This window comes from Paraburkholderia sp. NMBU_R16, from assembly GCF_013282575.1.
In the GTDB taxonomy this organism is placed as follows: domain Bacteria; phylum Pseudomonadota; class Gammaproteobacteria; order Burkholderiales; family Burkholderiaceae; genus Trinickia.
Window position 1 is genome coordinate 131,295 of sequence record NZ_JAAAYE010000006.1, and the last position, 22,088, is coordinate 153,382.

General features: G+C 62.4%; 22 protein-coding genes. 13 read left to right on the forward strand and 9 right to left on the reverse strand.

Going from position 1 to position 22,088, the window contains the following annotated elements:
• From sctL to GWC77_RS04775, 5 genes are read right to left on the reverse strand one after another with little or no spacing between them, the layout of a single operon-like run.
• The gene (sctL, locus tag GWC77_RS04755) at nucleotides 1–930 is read right to left on the reverse strand and encodes a type III secretion system stator protein SctL (protein ID WP_367948997.1); all 930 of its coding nucleotides are present in this window, start codon (nucleotides 928–930) and stop codon (nucleotides 1–3) included.
• Nucleotides 931–944: 14 nt separating this feature from the next.
• The gene (locus GWC77_RS04760) at nucleotides 945–1,661 is read right to left on the reverse strand and encodes a type III secretion protein HrpB4 (RefSeq protein ID WP_173255704.1); all 717 of its coding nucleotides are present in this window, start codon (nucleotides 1,659–1,661) and stop codon (nucleotides 945–947) included.
• Nucleotides 1,661–2,488: a type III secretion system inner membrane ring lipoprotein SctJ gene (sctJ, locus tag GWC77_RS04765; RefSeq protein WP_173255706.1), complete on the reverse strand. Its 828-nt coding sequence runs from the start codon at nucleotides 2,486–2,488 to the stop codon at nucleotides 1,661–1,663. Before sctJ ends, GWC77_RS04760 begins: the two co-directional genes overlap by 1 nt.
• A gap of 3 nt (nucleotides 2,489–2,491) precedes the next feature.
• On the reverse strand, nucleotides 2,492–2,887 hold the full coding sequence (locus GWC77_RS04770; RefSeq protein WP_173255708.1) for a type III secretion protein HrpB2: 396 nt from the start codon (nucleotides 2,885–2,887) through the stop codon (nucleotides 2,492–2,494).
• A 31-nt stretch (nucleotides 2,888–2,918) separates the two neighbouring features.
• Nucleotides 2,919–3,503: an HrpB1 family type III secretion system apparatus protein gene (locus tag GWC77_RS04775; RefSeq protein ID WP_254366807.1), complete on the reverse strand. Its 585-nt coding sequence runs from the start codon at nucleotides 3,501–3,503 to the stop codon at nucleotides 2,919–2,921.
• Between the two features lie 331 nt (nucleotides 3,504–3,834).
• On the opposite strand from GWC77_RS04775, the gene sctU reads away from it, so the two are divergent.
• From sctU to GWC77_RS04830, 11 genes are all read left to right on the forward strand, one after another.
• Nucleotides 3,835–4,923 (forward strand): type III secretion system export apparatus subunit SctU, encoded by a 1,089-nt coding sequence (gene sctU, locus GWC77_RS04780; RefSeq protein ID WP_173255710.1) that lies wholly within the window; start codon nucleotides 3,835–3,837, stop codon nucleotides 4,921–4,923.
• A gap of 78 nt (nucleotides 4,924–5,001) precedes the next feature.
• On the forward strand, nucleotides 5,002–7,086 hold the full coding sequence (gene sctV, locus GWC77_RS04785) for a type III secretion system export apparatus subunit SctV (RefSeq protein WP_173255711.1): 2,085 nt from the start codon (nucleotides 5,002–5,004) through the stop codon (nucleotides 7,084–7,086).
• 19 nt (nucleotides 7,087–7,105) lie between these two features.
• Complete coding sequence (sctP, locus tag GWC77_RS04790; protein WP_173255712.1) at nucleotides 7,106–7,756, forward strand: type III secretion system protein SctP; 651 nt, start codon at nucleotides 7,106–7,108, stop codon at nucleotides 7,754–7,756.
• Between the two features lie 48 nt (nucleotides 7,757–7,804).
• A complete protein-coding gene (gene sctQ, locus GWC77_RS04795; RefSeq protein ID WP_173255713.1) occupies nucleotides 7,805–9,070 on the forward strand; it encodes a type III secretion system cytoplasmic ring protein SctQ in 1,266 nt (421 codons plus the stop codon).
• The gene (sctR, locus tag GWC77_RS04800; RefSeq protein WP_173255714.1) at nucleotides 9,054–9,704 is read left to right on the forward strand and encodes a type III secretion system export apparatus subunit SctR; all 651 of its coding nucleotides are present in this window, start codon (nucleotides 9,054–9,056) and stop codon (nucleotides 9,702–9,704) included. The genes sctQ and sctR overlap by 17 nt, the downstream gene beginning before the upstream one ends.
• A gap of 34 nt (nucleotides 9,705–9,738) precedes the next feature.
• Complete coding sequence (sctS, locus tag GWC77_RS04805; RefSeq protein WP_173255715.1) at nucleotides 9,739–10,002, forward strand: type III secretion system export apparatus subunit SctS; 264 nt, start codon at nucleotides 9,739–9,741, stop codon at nucleotides 10,000–10,002.
• Nucleotides 9,999–10,955: a hypothetical protein gene (locus GWC77_RS04810; RefSeq protein WP_173255716.1), complete on the forward strand. Its 957-nt coding sequence runs from the start codon at nucleotides 9,999–10,001 to the stop codon at nucleotides 10,953–10,955. Before sctS ends, GWC77_RS04810 begins: the two co-directional genes overlap by 4 nt.
• 146 nt (nucleotides 10,956–11,101) lie before the next feature.
• Entirely contained in the window at nucleotides 11,102–12,502 is a 1,401-nt protein-coding gene (gene hrpD5, locus GWC77_RS04815) for an HrpD5 family protein (RefSeq protein WP_173255717.1), read from the forward strand.
• 22 nt (nucleotides 12,503–12,524) lie between these two features.
• Nucleotides 12,525–12,773, forward strand: coding sequence for a type III secretion protein (locus tag GWC77_RS04820; protein WP_173255718.1), 249 nt, complete (start codon nucleotides 12,525–12,527; stop codon nucleotides 12,771–12,773).
• Nucleotides 12,774–12,903: 130 nt separating this feature from the next.
• Nucleotides 12,904–13,110: a hypothetical protein gene (locus tag GWC77_RS04825; protein WP_173255719.1), complete on the forward strand. Its 207-nt coding sequence runs from the start codon at nucleotides 12,904–12,906 to the stop codon at nucleotides 13,108–13,110.
• A gap of 177 nt (nucleotides 13,111–13,287) precedes the next feature.
• A complete protein-coding gene (locus GWC77_RS04830; RefSeq protein WP_173255720.1) occupies nucleotides 13,288–13,746 on the forward strand; it encodes a CesT family type III secretion system chaperone in 459 nt (152 codons plus the stop codon).
• Nucleotides 13,747–13,873: 127 nt separating this feature from the next.
• On the opposite strand, the gene GWC77_RS04835 is transcribed toward GWC77_RS04830, so the two are convergent.
• Nucleotides 13,874–14,404 (reverse strand): hypothetical protein, encoded by a 531-nt coding sequence (locus GWC77_RS04835; protein WP_173255721.1) that lies wholly within the window; start codon nucleotides 14,402–14,404, stop codon nucleotides 13,874–13,876.
• A gap of 614 nt (nucleotides 14,405–15,018) precedes the next feature.
• Here GWC77_RS04835 and GWC77_RS04840 point away from each other — a divergent pair.
• A complete protein-coding gene (locus GWC77_RS04840) occupies nucleotides 15,019–18,126 on the forward strand; it encodes an autotransporter (protein WP_173255722.1) in 3,108 nt (1,035 codons plus the stop codon).
• 438 nt (nucleotides 18,127–18,564) lie between these two features.
• On the opposite strand, the gene GWC77_RS04845 is transcribed toward GWC77_RS04840, so the two are convergent.
• The gene (locus tag GWC77_RS04845; RefSeq protein ID WP_173255723.1) at nucleotides 18,565–18,756 is read right to left on the reverse strand and encodes a hypothetical protein; all 192 of its coding nucleotides are present in this window, start codon (nucleotides 18,754–18,756) and stop codon (nucleotides 18,565–18,567) included.
• 133 nt (nucleotides 18,757–18,889) lie between these two features.
• On the opposite strand from GWC77_RS04845, the gene GWC77_RS04850 reads away from it, so the two are divergent.
• Complete coding sequence (locus GWC77_RS04850) at nucleotides 18,890–19,318, forward strand: hypothetical protein (protein ID WP_173255724.1); 429 nt, start codon at nucleotides 18,890–18,892, stop codon at nucleotides 19,316–19,318.
• Between the two features lie 70 nt (nucleotides 19,319–19,388).
• Here GWC77_RS04850 and GWC77_RS04855 read toward each other — a convergent pair whose 3' ends face one another.
• Nucleotides 19,389–20,303 carry an autoinducer binding domain-containing protein gene (locus GWC77_RS04855; RefSeq protein ID WP_173255725.1) on the reverse strand — a complete coding sequence of 305 codons (915 nt, stop codon included), beginning with the start codon at nucleotides 20,301–20,303 and terminating at the stop codon, nucleotides 19,389–19,391.
• 134 nt (nucleotides 20,304–20,437) lie between these two features.
• On the reverse strand, nucleotides 20,438–21,280 hold the full coding sequence (locus GWC77_RS04860) for an autoinducer binding domain-containing protein (protein WP_173255726.1): 843 nt from the start codon (nucleotides 21,278–21,280) through the stop codon (nucleotides 20,438–20,440).
• Nucleotides 21,281–22,088: the final 808 nt, after the last annotated feature.

Below are 22,088 nucleotides of genomic sequence, written 5' to 3' on the forward strand. Positions count from 1 at the left end.
CTAGGGTCTCGCCGTCGTCTCGCCATCGTCGGCTTCGAATCGATCGAACTCGTCCAACGGGTCGGATTCGCCGAATGCATCGTCGCGCGCATGTCCGGAAGCTGTGCCTGCCAAGCGAGCGTCGCTCTCTCGTTCGTCCGTCTCACGCCCGTCATTGCCGTCAGCGTCCCCGAACGCGGGTTCATTCGCGTGAGTATCCGCGCTTTGCATGCCCGACACGTCCCAAGCCCCGTCGCGCTGCATTTCATTGACCGAGCGCTTGAGCGCGCGCGACACGGCCGAGCGCATGGCGCGCAACTGGGTCGCAAGGCTTGCATCGACCGCACCGAAATCGGATTCGCACAGGCAACTTCCGGGCGGCAACCGCTTGTCCGCAACGACCGACAAAGGAAAGGGCCGCCCCAGTTCGCGCCAGCGTGCAGCCAGACGCTCGAACGCACTGTTGGCGACCTCGTAGTCGGCCGGACTGACGTTCACCCGCAGGTAGGTTGCTCCTTCGACGATACGATCGACAGCGCTCAGCGCTTTTTCGAAAAGGCTGCGAGACTCCTGCACATTGACGATTTGCTCGACGGCCACGGTGACGATCTGCGCCAAGCGCTCCCGCATCTTGGCTTGCAGACGCCGCTCGTCGGCATGCGAGAGCGCGAGCCGCTCCATCCATTCGCTCACGGCGCGCCGCTCTCCATCGCGATAACCGTGCTCGGCCGCGGTTTCGTACTCGCGCCGTGCTTCCTCCACGATGTCCTGAGCTTGCGCACGAGCCGCGGCAACGATCGCTTCGGCCTCGAGCCCGGCTTCGGCGAGAATCGCCTCACGGTCTGCGGCGAGCTGTGCATAGGCCTCGTCGATTTGCATCAGCGCACCGAATGCATCGCGCGAAATGACGTCTCCGTGAATACCCACGGGAGACGCATGAGGCTCGAGCACCGTTCGATCCGATCTCAGCCAAATAACCATGCCCACTCCGGAAGCAGTTTTGGAAGGAGCGCGAACAACTCCGAGGTGCCGTTCGGATCGATCTGGCCGGCATCGTCATGCAGCCATGCCGTAGCCGGGATAGTCTTCGGCAAGGCTAGCCTCAAAAGCGGAAACGGCGGGGCGATACTGCGCAAATCGCGCATCAATAGGGCGTATCCCTCGAAGCTCAACGCCCGCGCATCGAGACGGTCGAGCGACGGGATCTGGGCCCGTCCCACGAAACGGTCGATATCGGGCGCATTGCCGCTCGGCGCACTGCCCTGATTGATAAGGTGGTCGAGCGGCATGCCGAGCCACTCCGAGAGCTGCATGCGAGTGCGCTTGTCGATCAACCGGCGCGCCTGGGCGCGCCGCAGGCGCACGGCGCGCATACGGAACACCCGCAGGCCCACTTGTGCGGGCACACAATCGAGAAGCGCCGGCCCCGCCCTGAGCAAAGTCCCGAATTCAGGAGGCGTCACACCGGCTGCGCGCAGCAACGCCCGGGAACACAGGTCGACCTCCTTGCGCCCCGCTGATTCGAGCACATGACGAAGAAGTTCGAGCGGTTGCGTCTCGACGCGCAGCACCGACGCGAACCAACTCCGGTCCGCCCAGAGCGCGGCGTCGCGTGCATTGCGCTCATAGGCCTGGAGCGCCGCGGCAGCGCGCGCGAACGGAAATGCAACCGCGGCTTGCATCAAGCCACCGAGGAAGGTTTGGAACGCCGCACCCGCGCCATCAGGGCTTTGAATTTCGCCTGGGCACCGGCAACCACGCCTCGCACGTCGAGCGAAGCCGGCATGCCTCGCTTGAGCCAGACATACAGCCCCGCCGCGCAGATCAGAAAGACGATGGCCGCGCTCAGGACGACCGTCGGCGAGCTGCTTTTCCTGGGGCTCTTGGCCAGCTCGACCGAATCGGCCGGCACCGCCGTCACGCTGACGGCGTCGTAGCTCAACCCTTCCACGCTATGCATCACGAGTGTCTTGATCTGCGGCACCAGCGAACCGACGTCTGAATCGGGGCGGTACTTGATGAACACGGCCGCCGAGGAGGGCTTCATCTGCTGCGCGAGCGGATCGTTGTTCGGCAGGACGATCTGTACCCGGGCGACGATGACGCCGTCGATCTTGGTCAGTGTCGACGAGAGTTCCTGCGACAATCCGTAAATGAACCGGACGCGCTCTTCCGTCGGCGTGGAGACCAGCCCGTCTTTCTTGAACAACGTCCCGAGATCGTCGTATTTGGCGTGCGGCAGACCGCGCGAGCGCAACACCTGCATGGCGCGCACGATCTGATCGTCATCCACGTCGAGCGTCCACGTTTTTCCATCGTCTGCCGTCATCTTCGCGGCATCGACATTTTGCTCGAGCAGCGCCTCGACCATTTCGTTGGCGTCCTGCTCGGTCAGATTGCCGTACAACTCCTTTTTGCAACCGGACAGCGCGAGGCACGCGACGACGATCGCCAGCACGCCGAGCGCACGCGAGCGTGCAACGAAAGCGCCCTCCGTTTGGTCATGCATGGCTCATTGGTTCTTCATCAGCGTTTCGACAGCAGACTTGGACGACTCCACGACACCCATCTTCGCTTCCATATCGGCGCTCATGGTGGCGATTTCCGTTTGAAACCGGATCGATGCCGCAGTCGCTTCCTGCATGGACATAAAGGGAACCGCTTCCGAGATCGACATCGCATCGTTGACCATCCGCTGCAGCTCCTGGTCCTGCTGGATGGCCATCGTCGCGAGCGTACCGCCCGCGCCGCCACCCTCTTCCGACGGCGGTGCCATGCGCGGCTTGTCCATCATCGCCTTGAATTTGTCACCAAGCTGTTGGGCAGCTGCGTCGGGCGCTCCCGGCTTGAACGCAGCCTTGAGCGCCTCTTCGATCTGCTGAGTGGTAGTGGGAACAGGCACCGTCATCGCATTTCTCCCTTCGACGAACGAACACGCTTTACAGGCGCAGGAAGCGGGACTGCTCCACCGTTTCGGATTGACCCTGAGCGGCCGGTTTGCCGGGCACGGCGGCCATGGACACGTCCGACTCGTCATCCAAGTCCTCGGCGAGCCTCGCGATGGACACCGGGACTTCGAACGGTGCCCCGTTCTGATGAGCGCGCAGCGCTTCGTTCAGATCGTCACGCGCGGCCAGCGCCCGCACGAGTGCGCGCGTCGTGCGGTCCGGCGTCTCCCGCATCGCTTCCGTTGCGGCCTGGCGCCAATTCGGATCGCCCTTGAACGAGAGGCAAAACGCCAGCAGCGCCTTACCGTAGGAGTAGCTGGGTGAGCGTGCCACCAGCCCCGAAAAAAGGTGGATCGCTTCATCCCATTGACCCCGCCGCATCAACAGGAGGCCGGTAAAGGTCTCGAGCTCGGCCACTTTCGGCCGCAGTATCTTGAGGGCGTCCAGCACCATTTCGATGTCCTCCGTGCCCTCCGGCTCCCCCTCGAGGAAGCTTGAATTGCCGAGCAGCGCCGCCGTCACGGTTTCTATCAGACCGCCAACCACGTCCGGACTGCAGTTCAGATACGTCGGCATGGAAGTGCTCATGGCGCAAAACTCCTGCAATATGAAATCGACCGATGGGGGGGCGGACGCTCTGAAACTTCGTGTCTCGCGGCGCGCTCGCCCTACGCAAGATATCCAAGCGGCTCGGGGTTCTCCGGCTCGACACGAAGCAAAAGCATCGTGCGCGAACTTTCGCGGTTTTTCGTAGGGAAACGGCAGATCGCTTCGTGTTTGATTCGATTTCTTCGCATCGCAGCCGCGCGCCCGCAGGCGCTTCGATACCGTCGGAGATTCGAGAATCCCCCTGAATCCGGTAACGCACCGGAACGGCCGGATTGCAGCCTTTTGCCGGATTGCAGCAATGAGCGAAGAAAAGACCGAGCAGCCAACCGAAAAAAAGCTGCGCGATGCCCGAAAGGATGGCGATACCTCGAAAAGTACCGATCTCGTCGAGGCCGTCATCATGGCAGCCGTGATTGGCGTACTGGTGTTCGCCGGGAGCAGTTTCGCGGGCGCGTGTCGAGCCATCGTCGATGCGGCTCAGAACTTCGTGCGCGGCGACCATGCACTGCCCGAACTCTACGCAAGCTTGCTGACGATCGGGATACAGTTCGCGATCGTCATCGTCCCATGCGTCGCCGCGGCTGGCATCGGTGCCGTCGCGGGGCTGGCACCGCAAGTCGGGTTCGAGATCGCAACGAAGCCGGCCGTGCCCGACCTGAACCGCATCAACGTTGCCGAGGGGCTCAAACGCATCTTCACTTGGCGCACGCTCATCGAGCTCGGCAAGATGATACTCAAAGCGCTCGTGATCGGCTCTGTGATGTGGTTTACGATCGTGCGGATGCTGCCGCTCGTCGTCGGCTCGCTCTATCAGCCGTTGCCGCAGCTGTCAGTCATGTTCTGGAGCCTTTTGCTCAAGCTCTTCGGCGTCGCCACACTCATCTTCGTCATCATCGGTGCTGTGGACGTCAAGCTGCAGCAAGTGATGTTCATGCGCAAAATGCGTATGTCGAAAGACGAGATCAAGCGCGAGCACAAAGACCAGGAAGGCGACCCGCGGATCAAGAGCGAACGCAAACGGCTCGCGCGCGACCTCGTGATGAACGCCGCTCCGCAACAACGCGTCGGGCTTGCAAACGCGTTGATCGTCAACCCGACACATTACGCCGTTGCCGTCCGTTACGCGCCCGAGGAGCATCCGCTGCCGCTCGTCACCGCGAAGGGTATGGACGAATCCGCGGCGCAGTTGCGCCGTTTTGCACAGGAGGCCAATGTACCGATCATCGGCAATCCGCCCGTCGCGCGCGCGCTTTACAAGGTCGGCCTCGACGAACCGATTCCGGAAGAACTCTTCGAAACCGTTGCCACGATCCTGCGGTGGATCGACTCGATCGGCGCGAAGGCGGATCGGCCGCCGGGCCCGAGTCCGGCATCGACTCTTCATTGAGATCATGGTCCCGATCGCGTCCGGCGCATTGCCGGAGTTCAATGTTTCACTGATTCGTATTGCCAAGGGATGGTCGATATGCTGAAGGCGTTAAAGATTCCGGCAAGCGGCGAAATCGGCATCGTGGTCCTGGTGGTGGCGATCATCTCGCTCATGATCCTGCCGCTTCCGCCCAGCATCATCGACATCCTGCTCGGGCTCAACATCGCCATCAGTGTCACGTTGTTGATGGTCACGATGTACGTGCCGAACGTGGTTTCCCTTTCCGTGTTTCCATCGCTGCTGCTTTTCACGACGCTCTATCGGTTGTCGCTGAATATCGCGTCGACGAAGTCAATCTTGCTGCACGCCAATGCCGGGCACATCATCGATAGCTTCGGACAGCTTGTGGTCGGCGGCAATCTGGTGGTCGGGCTCGTCGTATTTCTCATCATCACCACCGTACAGTTCATTGTCATCGCGAAAGGCTCGGAGCGCGTTGCGGAAGTGGGCGCGCGGTTTACGCTCGATGCGCTGCCCGGAAAGCAAATGAGTATCGACGCGGACTTGCGCGCGAACCTGCTGACGCCCGAGGAAGCACGCCGCAAACGCGCCACGCTCGCCGTGGAAAGCCAACTGCACGGCGGCATGGATGGCGCCATGAAGTTCGTGAAGGGCGATGCGATCGCCGGGCTCATCATCACCATGGTCAATATCGTGGCCGGGATTGCAATCGGCATCGCCTATCACGGCATGAGCGCGGGCGAGGCGGCGAACCGCTTTTCGATCCTGTCCGTCGGCGATGCGATGGTCTCGCAGATTCCGTCGTTACTGCTTTCGGTCGCGGCCGGCGTCATGATCACACGCGTGGCCGACGATCGCGATTCGAAGCCGCAATCGCTTGGAAACGAAATCGGCAAGCAACTTTCCGCAAGCTCGCGCGCCCTGTACTTCGCCGCGTTGCTGCTGATCGGTTTCGCCGCCGTGCCCGGTTTTCCCACCACGCTCTTCCTCATACTGTCGGCCACGCTGGCGTTTTGCGGTTATCGACTCAGCAAACAGGAACCGTCGTCGACTTCCCACGGCAGCGAAACCGTGAGCGCGATGCAGCGCGCAGGCGCCAAAATCGACGTCCCTGCGATCCTGACGCGCGCGCCGCAGTTCGCTTGCCCGCTCGGCGTGAGAATCGCGCCCGATCTGGTGCCCCGGCTTTCGACGTCGGCACTCGAAAAATCATTCGACGCGGAACGCGAAAAACTACAGGAATTCCTCGGGCTGCCGTTTCCCGGCATCACGATGTGGACAAGCGATACCCTGCCGGCGGCAACGTGCGAACTCTTGATGCACGACGTGCCGTATTGCTCGTTCGAATTGCCGCCTGGCAAGGTCATGATCGCGGACTCGGTTACGAACGATGCGGCCCTTCTCGCCACACCGGAGGTCTCGCAGTTGCTCGATCGCTGCGAAAAGCGCGGCGCAATCGACTCTGGGCCTGGGCCGAGCTACTGGATCGACGAGAAATCCGTGCCGCCCAAGGTGGCGTCCTGGCGCGTGGAACAAGTGATCGCGCACGCTTCGATCGCCATGCTGCGCCGACACGCGTCGCTTTTTCTCGGCATTCAGGAAGTGCAGTGGATCCTCGAGCAGCAAAACGCCGAATATCCGGGACTCGTCGCCGAAGTACAGAAGGTGCTGCCGCCTCAGCGGATTGCCGACGTGTTGCGGCGTTTGCTCGAGGAGCAGATTTCGATCCGCAGCATGCGCAGCATTCTCGAAAGCCTGATCGTCTGGGGTGCGAAGGAAAAAGACATGCTGATGCTCACCGAGTACGTGCGGGGCGACCTCGCGCGCATGCTCGCGCATCGGGCCGCCGCAGGCGCAAAGCAGCTTCCGGCCGTACTGCTCGATCTGCCCGTCGAGCAGCACATCCGGCAGGCGATCAAGCAGACGCCGACAGGTAACTTCCTCGCGCTGCCGCCGGACGAGGTCAACTATCTGATCGATAAAATCCAGTCCTTCGTGGGCGACGTACCGCGGGAAGGTGTGGCACTCGTCACCTCGATGGATATTCGCCGCTATGTGCGAAGGATGATCGAGGCCCGGCTCGGGTGGCTTTCGGTCTATTCGTTTCAGGAACTCGGCGATCATGTCGAGCTCAAGCCGGTTGGCCGTGTGACGGTCTGATCGGTAGCACGCCCACGCGATGCCTATCATCGAATCCCGCCCGCTGCGCATCATCGCGGCTCAGCTCGAAGCGCGCGAGCGTGCCGAGCGCAGCAACTCCCGCCGCTTCGACTATGCCGCGCTCGCACGCCGCGCGCGCGAGCGGCCGGGCCACGTCGAGGCGAGCGACGGCGATGCGTCGGGCTCGCACCGCGACCCGGGAACCGATCAGCGCTCGCCGGTCATTGCTGACGCCATGAACGAAGACGCGGGCAGATCCGAGGATGAGACGCTCGAACTGGGCGAAGACGAACCGGGGAGTACGCGTCCCGAGCTGTCCAACCGCATTTCGCGCGCGACGCTGCCCATCGTCGACGCGATGTACCGGACCCAGGGACAGTTTCTTAAGCTCGCGGCGACGCTGGCCACGGAGGTCGCCGCGTTTTGCGGCGATCCATCGATCGCCGCCAATGGCAATTGGGAAGTCCAACTGCCGCTCGATCGCAAAATCGTTCCGGACACGACTTTGTACCTCTCTCTTTCGCCTTTCCATCTTTCGCTTCGTTTCGATACCCAAAGCGCACGTTCCAGGCAGTTACTCTTGGATCACAGCACGCTTATCCAGCGCGAGCTGGACTCACTGCTGCGAGCATGGAACGCTGCGCGCGACATCGAGCTGACGGTCTGGTAACCCGCGTCTTGCACACCCGAACATTCATTCGACCGCTGAAACCAACGTATGGGCTTTCCGATCGCTGAGATGCCGGGCATCGATCCCGCAGAAAACCGCGGGGCCACCCATGCCGAAAAATTGCAGGTTCCATTCTCGGACGCGGCCGTGCCGATCGGGACGCTGGCGTTGCCAGCCGTCGAGCCCGATGCCGCCCGTATGGCAAGGATCGTCTTCGATTTGCGTACGATGTCCGTGCTGCGGCGCTTGCCGGAAGTCGAGGCTTGGCAAGCCGGGCTCGCGGACGACGCAGCTATTGCTCGCCCGGCATTCGAGGATCCCGGTGTGATCGAATTGGCCCACGCGCGCGGTACCGGGCTGCTGACAATCGATCTTGCCGCCTACCCTTCTCTTCAAATTGCAGCGTGGCCCCACGACGCCGCGGCACCGCCGCCCGACGCGGAGCGCGCGTTGCGCGTTGCCGTCGCAGGCGTGCTGCTCGAGCCTTTGTTGAAGCGACTGGCGATCGCCGGTCTCGGCGAGTTGCGCGTCGTACGCGTGCTGCGCGGCGTACCCGGCACCGGCAACCGTGCAGCCAGTGCGCCGGTCATGCTGTCGTTCACGATCGAAGGCCGTAAGCACACGGCCGAAGTACGCGTCGACGAGCCGCTGCTGGACACACTGGAATCATTGCGCGCCGCACAGCGCATTTGCTCGACGTGGTCAGGGAGTTCGTCGCTCGACTCGTCGGGCGACAGCGCGACACCGTACGCTCACCATCTCGTGCCTGGCCGCCTCGTGCTAGGGGCTCGTCGCCTGCCGGTGCAAACGCTGCATGCTCTCGCTCCCGGCGATGTGCTCTTGCGCTCGCTGGCCAGTTCTCTTTCCTCGCTCGTCGGCGATGCGGCTAACACAGCCAAAGCAAAGGCCACCGCCGTTGCCGCCTGGGGCACCCCTGGCCTCGTCCGCATGCATGTCCCGGTGACGATCGACGGGCTTAAACTTTTAGTCATGAAGGAGCCGACCATGACCGATGAGGTGGATCCGACCCGAACGGGCGAGACGCTCCCGAGCGATCAGCCGGACGATGGGATCGACATTGGCGAACTGGACCTGCCGGTGCAATTCGAAGTCGACACGATTGCGCTTCCGCTTTCGCAGCTGTGCGCACTCCGACCCGGTTATGTACTCGAGCTGCAAACGCCGGTCGCAGACGCCCAGTTGAAGCTGGTCGCACATGGCCAGACGATCGGTTTCGGGGAACTCGTGACCGTGGGCGATCATCTTGGTGTACGAATTCTGAGGATGGCACACGGCGATGGTCCAGTTCAATGACTTGACCGGGCTGCTGATCGTCATCCTGGCGATCAGCCTCCTACCCTTCGTCGCGATGGTGGTCACCTCGTATGCCAAGATCGTCGTCGTGTTCGGCTTGCTGCGCAACGCGTTCGGCGTGCAGCAGGTTCCACCGAACATGGTGCTCAACGGCATCGCGATACTCGTCTCCCTCTACGTGATGGCGCCGGTAGGCATGAGCGCGTTGCAGTCGCTGCAGAGCCAGACCATCTCGTCGCAATCCACGCAGGCGGTCATTCAGGTATTCGGAGCCGCGCGTGAACCGTTCAGAACCTTTCTCAGCAAGCATGCGAATGAGCGCGAAAAGCGCTTTTTCATGCGCTCGGCGAGCGTCGTCTGGCCGAAGGAGATGGCAAGCAGCCTGAAAGAGACGGACCTCATCGTGCTTGCGCCGGCATTCACCCTGACCGAGCTGACCGATGCCTTCAAGATCGGATTTCTGCTCTACATCGCGTTTATCGTCATCGATCTCATCATCGCCAACATTCTGCTCGCGATGGGGCTCAACCAAGTGACGCCGACGAACATCGCGATCCCGTTCAAACTGCTGCTGTTCGTCGTCATGGACGGCTGGTCCACCCTCGTGCACGGGCTGGTGATGACCTACCGGTAGCGCCCGCTCGTCCCAATGTCATGGAATTCTGAGCATGGAAATCGATACGCTGGTTCGAATGACAACGCAGGGCATGCTGCTGTGTCTCTATATTTCTCTGCCGATCGTCATCGTGGCGGCGCTCGTCGGTCTGGGCGTCTCATTCTTGCAGGCTATTACGTCGATGCAGGACCAGACCTTGTCGCACGCGGTAAAGCTGATTGCCGTGATGCTCGCGATCGTCATCATGGCACCGTTTTCGTCGGCGGCACTGCTGCATTTCGCCAATGAAGTGATGCGAACGGCCGTTCCGCTATGACACGCATTCCCGGCACGCCCGTCGAATTGACGTTCTCTACGCCGTCGACTAGCGACAACGGTCCGGCCGCCGGCAACCCGGCCGGCGGGTTCCGCACGTCGGAGTACCTGGGCGCGCGATGGTGCTATGGCAGCACGGAAGCGAATCGGCCGAGGGGCTCGCTGCCGGCCCGCCAGCTTGCCAAAATTGCGGCGAGGCTTGCCGCACTGAGGCGGCGAATCGCGGCACGCCGTCAGCGCCGCGGGGCGCACGGTGCGGGCGGCGACGACGAGTTCGACGACGGCTTCAACGACGGCCTGCATCACGAGGATCGCCGCGCGGAAGCAGGCAGCGGGACAAACGGCGGCAGCGGCGGCTCGGGCGGACAGTCTCATCAGGACGAACATGGCGGGTCGTGGTCGGGCGATCCGTCACCCAAGGTCGACATCAAGCCACGCAACATCGCTCCGGTGCGCGAACCGGGATCTGGCGCGCTTGCCGCTCGCATAACGGCCGAGGGTCGGGATACCGTCAAGCACGAGCAGCTTGCGGACGACTGGCTTGCCGGCCTGTTCTCGCAACGCGAGAAGCTCGCGGCCGATCCCAACTACCGCCCGGACGCCGAATACCTCGCCGCGCTGCTCGACCTCCTGATCGCGAAGCAGCACATCGGGCCGCTCAAACCGCAGGGCGTCGCGGCCTGGTGGGGAAAATTGAAGGCGCTGCCGCCCGTGGATCGGCTGAATTCATCGTCCGTTGAAAAATCCGCTGCCGGCACGGGCGGTTCGTCCCTGCCTGCCAACCAACGGGAACTCACGGGCCTCGAAAGCTTCAACGCGTTACTGCCGCTGAAAGCATTGGAGTTCGACAAAAAATTGCTTCCCGCAAAAGCCGACCGGGCGATCAATACGGTCAAGACGCAGCACAACGCGACGCTGGCGCGGCAGATCTCCATCGGCCTGAACAAGCGCTGAAAAGCGCAAGATGCGCATGCGCACAAATTCGGATATTCGCAGTCCGCTTCGCATGGCGCCCTCCATGGTGACCCAACACGATTAGAGTATGACGACGGCTGGCGCGGCATCCGCGCGCTGCCTTACGGGAAACCACTGTCCGCCATATGACGAAACTGCTGCGTATTCTGACTGGCATGCATGCGGGCGCCGAATTGCGGCTGGGCGAGGGTGTATACCGCGTAAGTGCCGACGACGATGCGGACATCCGAATTTCGGATTGGCGCGGCGAGGATGTGCAGCTTGCCGTCGACGCGACGGGCGTGGTCACCGCCCGCAGCATGGTGCGAGAGCCCGAGCTGGCGACGCCCGAGGGCGCGGGGGGCGTGCCGAATTCGCCCGAGGGCGGACAGGGAGCGGCCGCGGCGATCGGTTCGGCACCCGAAACCGAGCCGCTGCCCGACCCCGGTACCGTATTTCTCATCGACTTCGTCCCAATGCAGTTCGGCGACACCGTGCTGTGCATCGGCCCGGCCGATGTCGTCTGGCCCACCGATCTCGAGCTTTTGTCGACGTTGCTTGCCAAGCCCGAGGAAGAGGTGCGCAGCCGAACGGAGTCATCGAGCCGGCGCAAGCTGGTCGGCATCGTGCTCGGCTGCTCGATGCTCGGCGCGATCATCGTGATCGGCTCCGTGCTGATCACCATGGCGGTCAGCCGTGCGGCACCGCACGACCCGGCCAACATCGCGCAGCGAGTGAACGAGGAGCTGGCGTCGGCCCATATGCGGGAGTTGCACGCACGCGTTCAAGGCTCCCGCGTCGTAGTAACCGGCATCGTGCCGACGGCCGACGACGATATCACGGTGCGCAACCTGTTGGCCCGCCTGGCTCCGAATGCAGTCGTGCGGCAGTACGACGTTGCTCAGATCGATGTGCGCAACCTCGAGGAATCGCTCAATACGCCGGGGTTGCAAGTGAAGTATGCAGGACATGGCGTTTTCGATATCGAAGGTGCGGTTCAGAATCCGCGCGACATCGATACGCGCCTCACCCGGATGCGCCATGACTTGAGCCCGAACATCAAGCAGCTACGGGTCCAGGTCACACAATCCGAGGACCACATGCCGACGCCGGAGGCGTTCTCGGAACTCATGAATGCCGACGGCGTGCGTTACGCGCAAACGCCGGACGGCGTGAAGCACATATTCGTGTCGCCCGGTGACGACGATGCGTCTGCCGTTCAAGCGGATAGCGTCGACGGTGCATCCGCCGCGCTCGCCGCTGCTTCAGGTGCCGCCGCATCCTCGCCCGTTGCGGCGGCACCCGGCGCAGATGGTACATCCGGCGGCGCTGGCGCATCGAGCGCAGCGGCGACGACGAGCGCGACGCCAGCGCCCGCGTCCGGCTCGGTTGCCGCGGGTGCTGCGGGTCTTCCCGCGGCGTCCGCCGCGCCCCTCGCGCCAACTGCCGCCGCCGCATCGTCTCGAGCGTCCGGCGCGGCAACGCATGAAGCGAAACCTGCGCAGATTCCGGCGCCCAAGCCGGCTTATCTGCCGTTGCCGAGATGAACTCTTTATTGGGAGCGACAAAATGTACGAGCCGATCGAAGCCTGTGCTACCGACTTCAACGAATTTCAGAGAATTCTCGCGGACCCGGGCCAAGCGAGTTCGGAACGCATCGAGGCCATCCGCGTCGCACTGGTGGCAACGGCTGACAATATCAGCAAGGAAGTGGGATCGGACGAAATCGAGCGCAACCACCTGGCCCAGTTGTACCGCGGCATGTTGGCCGCTAGCCGGATCGTCGGGCATTTGCAGGAAAAACGTGGCGCGGCTTGACACTGTCGCAGTCACTCCCGCGCGCGCCTCATCGGCGTGAGCGGGTAGAGGCTCGCCTGCAAACGCGGCGATTTCGATCCCGCGCGTTGGGGCGGCAATTCGTGTCACTTTTTATAAAGGAGTATCCGTTATGTCGATCATGGACACTGGAGCAACCGTTGGGACCGGCATGGATGCCGCTGGCGCCCTTGGAAAGATGGAAGCTATGACGCAAACGACCATGGCCATGCAAACCGGCGCAGCGGTCATGTCGGCCAAGAAGGAGATCAACGCTACAGTGGACCAAACGGTCCACGACGTAGCGAGCAACGCGAAGAATCTCGCCCGCGCCGGCTGACGAATCAGCAAGCGCAGCGAAATCGCACGTCATCCATGGCGTGGCGGACGACGAGGATCTCGTCCGCGGTCGACTCATTCGCATTGCCAATTGTGCACCGGTGCGCGGCTCGTCCGCGCACCCCTTTTCTACTGCTGCATTCGCCGGCATGCGGCTGCCGCGCTCGTCGCACGCTCAATGTCCAGCTCCGAACGATACGCGCAACTGGTTCGAGATCTCTGCTACACGGTCGGCCTGCCCGATGCGGAGCACGTGCTGCGAACGCGCACGATCGAAGTGGAAGGTTTCGACGTGCGGCTCGAGTACTTCGAAAACGACCTCGAGGCCATTTACGCAAATTTTCACTATGGCACGGTAACGGCCGGGCGCACGCTCGTGGTGTTTCGGCTCATGCTCGAAGCCAATCTGCTCATTTACGCGCAGGATCAGGCCCAACTGGGACTCGACACGGATACGGGCGGCATCGTGTTGATCCTGCGGTTGCCGATGACGCCGGATGTAGACGGCGGCGTGCTTGCCGATCTGCTCGCGCACTATGCCGAGCACGGCCGCTATTGGCGGCAGAACATCATCGAATCGACGGACGAGATGTTCGAGGGAATCGTGGCGGGGGAGTATGTCTGGTTGAGGGCTTAGGGGTGCGCCCTCGGCCGCATCGCTTGACGATGTCGTTCGGTGGATGACGGGCTCCGCTCGCAGCGCATCGCGCGGATGGACTGGCAGTGCTATACGATCCGCCTCTTGTCCTGCTCGTGACAACCGATCAGTTCGAGATGAACTCCCGAGCGCGGCCAGGCAAGTCTTTCGTGAAATCGGTCACCAACTCGTTCTGGGTCCGTAGCATCTGCAGCAGTTGAGTGCCAAGCTCGAAGTTCATACCCGTGTTGAGCAGCTTTTCCTCCTCCTGTACGACCTTTTCCGCATCGCTCAGGGAATCCTCGCTGGCGTCGCCCCGAGTCGCATCCGGCGGGAGCTCGGGATGGTTGAGCCTCCGACGAGCAAGTTCCGCGGGCGGGCTCAAATTAAAGAGCGAGACGCCTTTTCCGGGCGGGGCAATCGCCCCCTGGGGCTGAGCGCGAGGCTCGAGCAGCGCGACGCCCCTGCTGCCTCCGCCCGACGTACCAAACCGCGCGACATCATGCGGCGCAGAGACGGTGCGCAGGTTCGAGAGCAAATCACCTCCCGAGTTTCGCGCAGTGGCCACACCCAACGACTTCTCCGGGCGCCGCGGCGAATCGCCGTGTGTTGTCGATACGTTGCCAGACGCGCTGTTTCCTTCGAGTCCCGTTTTCATGATCGGCATGCCTCAAACAATGCAGCGTGGCAACGTGCCACCGCTTGGCACATACCTTACAACCGTGGCGTTCGCCGATTGCCTCTGACCACGAAGCATTGACGCCGAATCCGAACCCGGCACGCTCAGGCATCGCCCGACACTGCTCAGCCACCGACATTCCCCTCACGCGGCGGCGCTTCGCAGTTTCGCGCGCTGCTTCGCATCGGGCGACCGGGTATGACAAGGGCTGTCACATCCGCAAGACATAGTGCAATGCGAATCAACTCCTACGCATTGTCATGGCGAATCACCGTCGAGTCGGATGCCTCTCGCCCTCCGAATTGCCCGCGAATGAAGAAACGGAACAGGACTCCCTGCTCGGCGCCGTATCGCCCGGGGCTGCACCGCAAGCAAGCGGACCGATCTCGCGCTTGAAGGATGCGTTCGCCAGCTTCCGTAAAGTCGAACGGGCCCGTCCTACCGATGTCAGCAGTGCGGTGTTCCATCGCAGCAGGTCCGGTCGGATATGGAGCCCATGGCATTTCACGCATCACGGTCGGGAGCCCGACGTTGCCGACAGTCTGCCGCCGCTGCCCTCCCCGTCGCGGGCCAGGCACTCCGAAGAAGCTGTGATGCTCGCACGATCCGCGCTCGTGCGCGTCCGATCGAGCGCGATCTCCGACACCGCCGATCTCACCGCCGGGGTAACGCAAAAAACTCGGGCGCACCCGCTTCGTACCGCCCATGATGTGCGCGTCTGCGTGGCCAATGAACTCACTGCCTCGCCTTTTCATCCGGAAGAACTCGATCGGTTCTCGTCGCAGCTATACAGTGTCGCGTCGCTCGACGGCGCATCGCGGGTCGCCGCCGCGAGAGCGCAGCTGTTCGTCGACGCTGCGCGCAAGGCAGGCATTCGGGACACATGGTTGGCACATCGGATGCTGTCGCAAATCGCCTGTCTCGATTTCGACGCGCCGCTCCGTGGTCGCGCGGCCAACGACGAAGAACGGCACGCATGGCATGTGGTGCGCGAGCTCTCGCGCTCTGACCTCGGATTCTCGATGCTCGAGCAGATTCGCGCCGTCCATGGGGTGCCATTGCGAAGTCGCACGCATCGCGTCGCCATCAAGGCGCTTTTCGAAAGCGCGGCTGAACTCGACCGCGCGTCTCGCGGCAGGGATGGAATATCCGGTCCGGACTACTCTCCGGGCGCGGTCGCCGCTCGCATGGGATCCACGTCCGCCCCGCTTCGCGCCGACGAGTCGGGTTCGACCGCCCTTGCCAAACGCGCGTTCGATGCCGCGCGCACGCTGCTGGAATCGGGCTCCGATGCGCTCACGCCAGACCAATGCGGCGCCTTGCTGGCATGGCGGCAAGGGTTTCGCGAAGACGGGACAGGCAGCGATTTCTCGCGGACGCGCGAACGGCTGCACAAGTTCGTGACGAAGTCGATTCCCCGGGTGGAAGAAGATCGATGGAAAACATTGCTGCCTCGTATGTTGCTCGGCAAGCATGCCTCACCCTTGTCCGCGCTCCGATTCGGTACGCGCGGCGTACCGCGCAAGACGCTCGAGCTCGAGCAGGCAGCGCTCAAACGGAAGATGGTCGAAGCGCAGGTGCAGATACAAGGCAGTGCGGCCGTGGCACCGACCGCTGTCTTGAAGCACGCCCGCGCGCCGCGCAAAGCCGGCGCCCGGGCCGCTCGGCAACTGTACGTGGAATACCGCGATGCGTCGATCCGGGAAAAGACTCGCGCGGCGCTGGCGCGACTGCTGACGAGGGCCGAACTGAGGCCCAGCGCGCTTCTCAGTCATGTACGCGCGCAAAGTTCGGTGGTTGAGCTCGCTGCGCTGCAGGTGTGGCTGGATCGCGGCGGGTTCCCGGGCGGGCATCCGGATCACACGGCCCTCGTCGACATCGCGAAGCACGCCCACGAAATAGGCGAATCCCTGGCACAGTCGAGAAACATGCGAATGAAACAAGGGCGTGCGCGGCGCAAGCTCGATCGTCTTATCGAATCGACCAACGCTTGGCAACAGATGTCCGCGGATCGGCTCGCAAAGACCAAGCCATTCAGCCGGCTCGTGAAAGAGCCTTTCGACGTAATGCGGCTTGCGGCGTGGGGTAAGGTGACCGGGATATCCGACGACGATCCCTTCTGGCTCGAGGTGCGCGACCTGCTCGCGCTCGAAGACCCCTCTCCGCCCGCCGGGGCCCGCAATATCGCCACCGTTCGGTCGACGTTGACGGATGTGATCATGGGCCTGCAATCGGGACAGCGGCTGCGGCTGAGCGATGGTGGCCATCAAGGCATCAGCACTCGCGGTCTGAACTTCACGACGAAGCTGTTGGTGGGTGGACTCGCAATACCCGTCTCGCCACGGTTCGACGTACGCGCATCGCGTACGCGCGAAGCCGTCGTGGAGATCAGCCGCTCCACACAGGGCGTAGAGTTTTACGCCGGTACGGCAGATGCAACCGAGCGTCATCTCGGCGCCGGCCTGATGGTCGGATATGACATCGACGTCGGCATGACCGCGCTGCGCGCGGGGCTCGTCACGAACGCGACGTTGCACGCGCATGAAATCAGCCGCCCACGCGGCGTGTCGATCCGGGTCGCGAGACGAATCAAGCCCGACGGCTCCGGGTACGACGACGATGCCATGCGGGCAAAGCTCGCCGAGATCAGCGACTTCCTGTTCAGCGAAGCGACGCTCACGTCCGACGACGGACCCAACGGTCTTTGGAACCGTCTCGCCGCGCGCTACTGGAACGACCCGGATGTATCGATCAGTTGGACCGACGGTCTCAGCGATACGAAGCGGCGCGGACTCACGATCGACGCCACGGCAACGGCCGAATTTTACAAGTTCGGTGTCGACGCCCCGAACGATCCGGGCGATATCACGCTGCGTGTCGGACCGTCGGCCGGCATAGGGCGGCAAAAATCGAGGCAAACGGTCGACTCCGTCGAACGAAGCGGTTTGCTGCGAGTCGAGCAGCATCGCATCAATACAGGGTCGTTTTGGCAGCTGCGCAGAGGCATCGCGCCCGGCTTCGCACATCCGCTGTCCGCAACGGGCCACGAGAGCATCGGCCTGCTTTCCATCGATACCCCCGTGAAGACGACGAAGGTCGGTCAGCGCAATACGTCCGCGAAGCTGCAGATGGTGCGCGAAGAAGGAAGACTCGTTCATCGTGCTTGCCTGCTGGACATCGAATATTCGGATGTCGCCGGCTACGTCGGCGCGCTGCACGCCTCGCGCAACGAAATCCTCCGGCTCCTGCTCGCGCACGAACGCGCCAAGGCGCCAGCCGGTACCGCCGATCCGTCCACCTCTCGCGCCCAAAGCGCCCGGGCCATTCAACGCATCGACGCATATATCGCCGATGTCCATGTCAACCGCAGCCCGCATCTGACGTACGTGCTGCGGCATCGATTGCGCAAGGATGCTGCCGATGCGCTCGACGCGAACACCGCGCTTATCGAACGAGCGCAAGGCGACGCGACGCGCGTCGCTCAGATCGAGGCCGACACTGAATCCATTTTGCGGGACCCGACATCATGGATGCTCGTGGAGCTGAAGGTCAGAGAGCGCACCACGCGCACTCAAAGCGTCGGGCCCAACGCGATCGCGCATCTGAATACGCGCACCAGTGCGACCGGCGATCGCGAGATCATCGTGGAAAACGTACCCTTCCAGGTGCTGGAAGAGCTCGATACGGTCGGAATCGCGTGACATCCTGTCCGATCCGTTCGTTTGATCGGCGCCGCGTTCGCCTGCGGCGTGCCATCGTGCCGCATCGAGACCGACAATCGGACATCGAGTATCAGGTGATGGACAGGAGGGGTTCGTGCGCACCGATAGTTCTCAGTGGAACAACTTCTTCGATATTCACGGACCGGGCGGTCTAGGCCCGCAGAACGCCGGTGAGGGATTTGATTCGGGCCCCAGCGCGCGGCGCTCTTCGGGCTCCCCAATAGACGGCTTGCCCGGTTTTCAACGCGCACACGGGCAAAAAACGACCGGTAATCGTTTCGCGGATGCGGCGCACGCATTGGGAGACGGCGTCCGTGAAGCATGGCAGCATTTGACTGGAAACCCGCCAAACGCGGGGGGCTATTACTCGGGCATGCCGCAATCCGGCATACCTCACCCATGGGGTTTCTCTTCGGCTTACGCACCGCGATACGCAAGCACCATGCAGCCTGGCATGATGCCCTCGATGGGCCCGATCAGAATGGTGAACGCAATCGTAAGCGCGTGCCTCGGCTTGGCGATCGGGGCGTTCGATCCCATGATGGGCTTGATCACAGGCGTCGGTATGTTCGCCGAAAGCGAAATGTCGGCAACGTACATGCGGAACATGATGGCGGGCGTCAATCAACAGGCCGGCATGCAGCAAGGTGGCGAATTCAGCATGCCGTACGTTGCGCCTGGAGCTATGCCATGGTCCGTGCCCGTTCCGGGTGCCCCGCTCGGCCCGTTCGCGAACGAATGGATGATGTACATGCCGGTTCTTGCAATGATGCTGTTCATGCAAAACGCAGGTCAAGGCGGCGCACCGAGTGCGGCGGGCCCCATGGAGAGCGACGGCTTCCGACAACATAACGGTCCGAGGTTTTCCGCGCCGGCCAACGGCCAACCTACGGATATGGCGGGCCATGACATGCCCGAGGCCGAGAGTCATGCTGCGTCGGAGGGCGTTTTGCCGCCCTGGCGATTTCTGTTTGACGTCGACGGAAATACGACTCAGGAACAGGTCAGAGAGAAATATCGGGAGTTTCGCAAGCAGATAATTGACTCGCCGGAAAACGAGCAGTTAAAAAAGCATGGACTGTCCGAACTCAGTGAGCGCTATCGGGACGCACTCGAATATTTCGCCGAGTACGGCGCCGCCCCCGAACCCGAGGATAGAACCGGCATGTGACTGGCGGCGCCTGTTCCCCCCAACTGCGACGACGCGCCGTCCCAAGAGCGTCGCGTGCTGCACCATCGATTCAAGCGGCTTGGGTCTGCGCCGCCACGAATGCAAGATGACTGCGATTGAGCGCCTTGTATTTGTCGCGCAGTTGACGCAGATGGTAGTCCACGTTATGTGCCGTCGTGTCGAGACGGATGGCAATCTCCTTGTCGGAGAGCCCGAGTACGAGCAAGCTCAGAATCCGTTGCTGAAGCTGCGACAACACGCCGGCCGCCTCGCGCCTGCGCATCGCTTTGATGTGTGCGGAGCAGCGCTGATGCACCGACAACCCAAGCGCGAGCGATTGCGCCAGCACATTGTCGGTGATCCACCCCATGCTGTGGCGCGGCGACGCAAAGCTGATGATCGAGCGGATCGTCGTGTTCGAAATCGACACACCGAACGTCAGCCCGCTGCAAACACCTTTTTCGCGCATCTGATCGAGAAGTTGCTGAGAACGCGCATAGTCGCCGTTCTGGCGCCACTTCGTCACGAGGCTTTTCAAATCCCAGATGTGGGGAACGTCACTGACCAAGGCGGCGCGCAAATGGCTGTCCTGCTCGAGAAAGCCCGCCTCGAGCAGCTGTGTCGCGATACTCGTCGTCAGATAGTTGCGCAACAGATAGACTCGTTGCACGCGGCCGCGCTTGTCTGTCTTGACGGCCATATACGCCAGCCCACCGTAGCCGAGCATGCGCAACAGCGTGCGCACGAGCCGTACGCGTTCCTCCGCATTGCGTGCCGCACCGAGCTCCACCGCAATGTCCGTTTCGCGGCCGAGTTCGTCGCCGCGGATCATCGATGCTATTTCCGCTTCGTCGACGTAACAGAGTTCAGGGCCCGTGCGCCTCGGGTAAGACTCCGGCTCTTCGCCTCGTTCCAGTAATGCCGTGTCGAATCGATCTTGTACCAGGCAGCCCGCAGGCTCTCTCACCACATCTCCGTACGACATTCGTACTCCTCATCGTTGCAGCGGACCAAGACATCCCCCCGCGCATCGGACGATGCGGCTTTGTTCCCGTAGTCAGTGGCGATACGTGCGGGCATCGAACCCGTCATGTGGTTATGGCGTTCGCTCGACGCCTTTCAATCGTCGAGAATCCGGCCAGCGATATACGCGAGCTGCACCCGGTTCAGTGCATCGAACCGCTTTTCGAGCTGGCGCAAGTGATAGGCAACCGTGTGGACCGACATCGACATGCGCTCGGCGATCTCGCGATTGCTGAGCCCCTGCGCGACGCAACGAAGCATGCTGGTTTGTACCTCGGTGGGCGCCGATACTTCCCACTCGGGCAGCAGCCGGTCAATGCGTGGTTCTATGAACGAGTGCAGCGAGACGCCGATGGCATAGGCCTCACCGATCGTGGCATCGGTGATCCAACGGCGGTTGGGCTGCGCGCTGGAGAGCGTCACGATCGCATGCTCGAATGGCCGTTCGGTCGGCAGCCCGAACGTGACACCGCTATGAGCACCGACCTGAATGGCGCCGGCAACGAAGCGTTTCGCGGCCGCCGCGCTCGCACGGCTCGCGGGCAGCCCGAACAATGAATCGAGATCCCACGCCAGCGGCCAATCGAATCGGCACGCGAAATCGATACGCGGATCGGTTTCAAAGAATGAGTCGCGGTTGAACCGCTCAGCCCAACCCGGCGGCGAATAGGTATCGAACCAGGCCAATGCGGTCACGCGTTCGCCGACCCGCTGAATGAGCCAATAGCAAAGCCAATCGAATCCCGCTTTGTGAATCGCGGCGCTCGTGAGGTTACGCCGAACGCTCAGATCGTCGCAGCGTCCGAGGTCTGTCAGCAACGCAGGCTCGCCACCGAACGCAAGGGGTCGAGCCTGATTTTGCGCCTCGATCGGACGGCCTTCGAGCTGCCTGTCGCCGAACGTCACCACGACGGCGCGGCGCTTCTTTGTCCCGCTCATCATTCGTTCCCACCCACCGTAAAAGTTGCTACCCCCAGGCGTTGGCATCGATCCTCGAGGCCCCGGGGTACTCGCGCATCAATCCGCGATATGGACGCATCCGGAGGCGATCGCCATGCCTGGTCGAAATGCTCTCATGCCCTCTTTGCTCTGTTGTTTTTTTGCGTTTGAACGATGTCCGTCCAAACTGACACGGCATTGTCGATGGAGCGCACCGCGGGTGTGCACTCATCGCGTTATAGATTCACTGCTCGTTTTGGAGGTCAGGCGCCTTGCCTGACTAACATTCTAGGAAACGCGCATGAGTTGCAAGACAGAAGCTCTCGTCAGGTGACCACGACGAGACCGCTCCATCCTACGTTTTTTGGGGATGGCGAAGCGTCTTGGACCCGAAGCTGTCGGCCCGCATGCGAAAAACTCGATGCAAACGCAACGATTTTTGCGGTCTGCTCATCGCAGCAATGCTGCCCCGCCATCGAAATTCGCCTGCCACTGTGGCGCGACAATCTGGATGAGAGACGCGCGACAAACAAGATGAGAATGTCGCGGCGAGGTTGATGATGCCGATGTTGATTGACGCTGACAAGCGTTTGTTGATTGACGCTCGGCGCATGTTGCATGCCGCGCGTCAATCACGATGAGAACAACGCGTCAGTCGGTGAGGTCGATGCCATAACGCGTGACGATGGCTTTGAGCACGCGCTTTACGCTCTCGCCCTTGATCTCGATGAGCGTCGTCGAAGTGTGGCTGGCTTCCAGTGCAGCCAGTCCGTCACTGAGAAGGGCCAGTAACGTAACGCGTGACGCC

Coding starts and splice junctions, on each gene's coding strand:
- GWC77_RS04825 (WP_173255719.1), top strand. CDS start 12,904: ATGTCGATCATGGACACTGGAGCAACCGTTGGGACCGGCATGGATGCC.
- sctS (WP_173255715.1), top strand. CDS start 9,739: ATGGAAATCGATACGCTGGTTCGAATGACAACGCAGGGCATGCTGCTG.
- GWC77_RS04845 (WP_173255723.1), bottom strand. CDS start 18,756: ATGTTCCGCATGTACGTTGCCGACATTTCGCTTTCGGCGAACATACCG.
- GWC77_RS04855 (WP_173255725.1), bottom strand. CDS start 20,303: ATGTCGTACGGAGATGTGGTGAGAGAGCCTGCGGGCTGCCTGGTACAA.
- sctQ (WP_173255713.1), top strand. CDS start 7,805: ATGGGCTTTCCGATCGCTGAGATGCCGGGCATCGATCCCGCAGAAAAC.
- sctU (WP_173255710.1), top strand. CDS start 3,835: ATGAGCGAAGAAAAGACCGAGCAGCCAACCGAAAAAAAGCTGCGCGAT.
- GWC77_RS04770 (WP_173255708.1), bottom strand. CDS start 2,887: ATGACGGTGCCTGTTCCCACTACCACTCAGCAGATCGAAGAGGCGCTC.
- sctP (WP_173255712.1), top strand. CDS start 7,106: ATGCCTATCATCGAATCCCGCCCGCTGCGCATCATCGCGGCTCAGCTC.
- GWC77_RS04850 (WP_173255724.1), top strand. CDS start 18,890: ATGATGTACATGCCGGTTCTTGCAATGATGCTGTTCATGCAAAACGCA.
- GWC77_RS04835 (WP_173255721.1), bottom strand. CDS start 14,404: ATGAAAACGGGACTCGAAGGAAACAGCGCGTCTGGCAACGTATCGACA.
- GWC77_RS04775 (WP_254366807.1), bottom strand. CDS start 3,503: ATGCCGACGTATCTGAACTGCAGTCCGGACGTGGTTGGCGGTCTGATA.
- GWC77_RS04860 (WP_173255726.1), bottom strand. CDS start 21,280: ATGAGCGGGACAAAGAAGCGCCGCGCCGTCGTGGTGACGTTCGGCGAC.
- hrpD5 (WP_173255717.1), top strand. CDS start 11,102: ATGACGAAACTGCTGCGTATTCTGACTGGCATGCATGCGGGCGCCGAA.
- GWC77_RS04810 (WP_173255716.1), top strand. CDS start 9,999: ATGACACGCATTCCCGGCACGCCCGTCGAATTGACGTTCTCTACGCCG.
- GWC77_RS04840 (WP_173255722.1), top strand. CDS start 15,019: ATGCTCGCACGATCCGCGCTCGTGCGCGTCCGATCGAGCGCGATCTCC.
- sctV (WP_173255711.1), top strand. CDS start 5,002: ATGCTGAAGGCGTTAAAGATTCCGGCAAGCGGCGAAATCGGCATCGTG.
- sctJ (WP_173255706.1), bottom strand. CDS start 2,488: ATGCATGACCAAACGGAGGGCGCTTTCGTTGCACGCTCGCGTGCGCTC.
- sctR (WP_173255714.1), top strand. CDS start 9,054: ATGGTCCAGTTCAATGACTTGACCGGGCTGCTGATCGTCATCCTGGCG.
- GWC77_RS04760 (WP_173255704.1), bottom strand. CDS start 1,661: ATGCAAGCCGCGGTTGCATTTCCGTTCGCGCGCGCTGCCGCGGCGCTC.
- GWC77_RS04830 (WP_173255720.1), top strand. CDS start 13,288: ATGTCCAGCTCCGAACGATACGCGCAACTGGTTCGAGATCTCTGCTAC.
- GWC77_RS04820 (WP_173255718.1), top strand. CDS start 12,525: ATGTACGAGCCGATCGAAGCCTGTGCTACCGACTTCAACGAATTTCAG.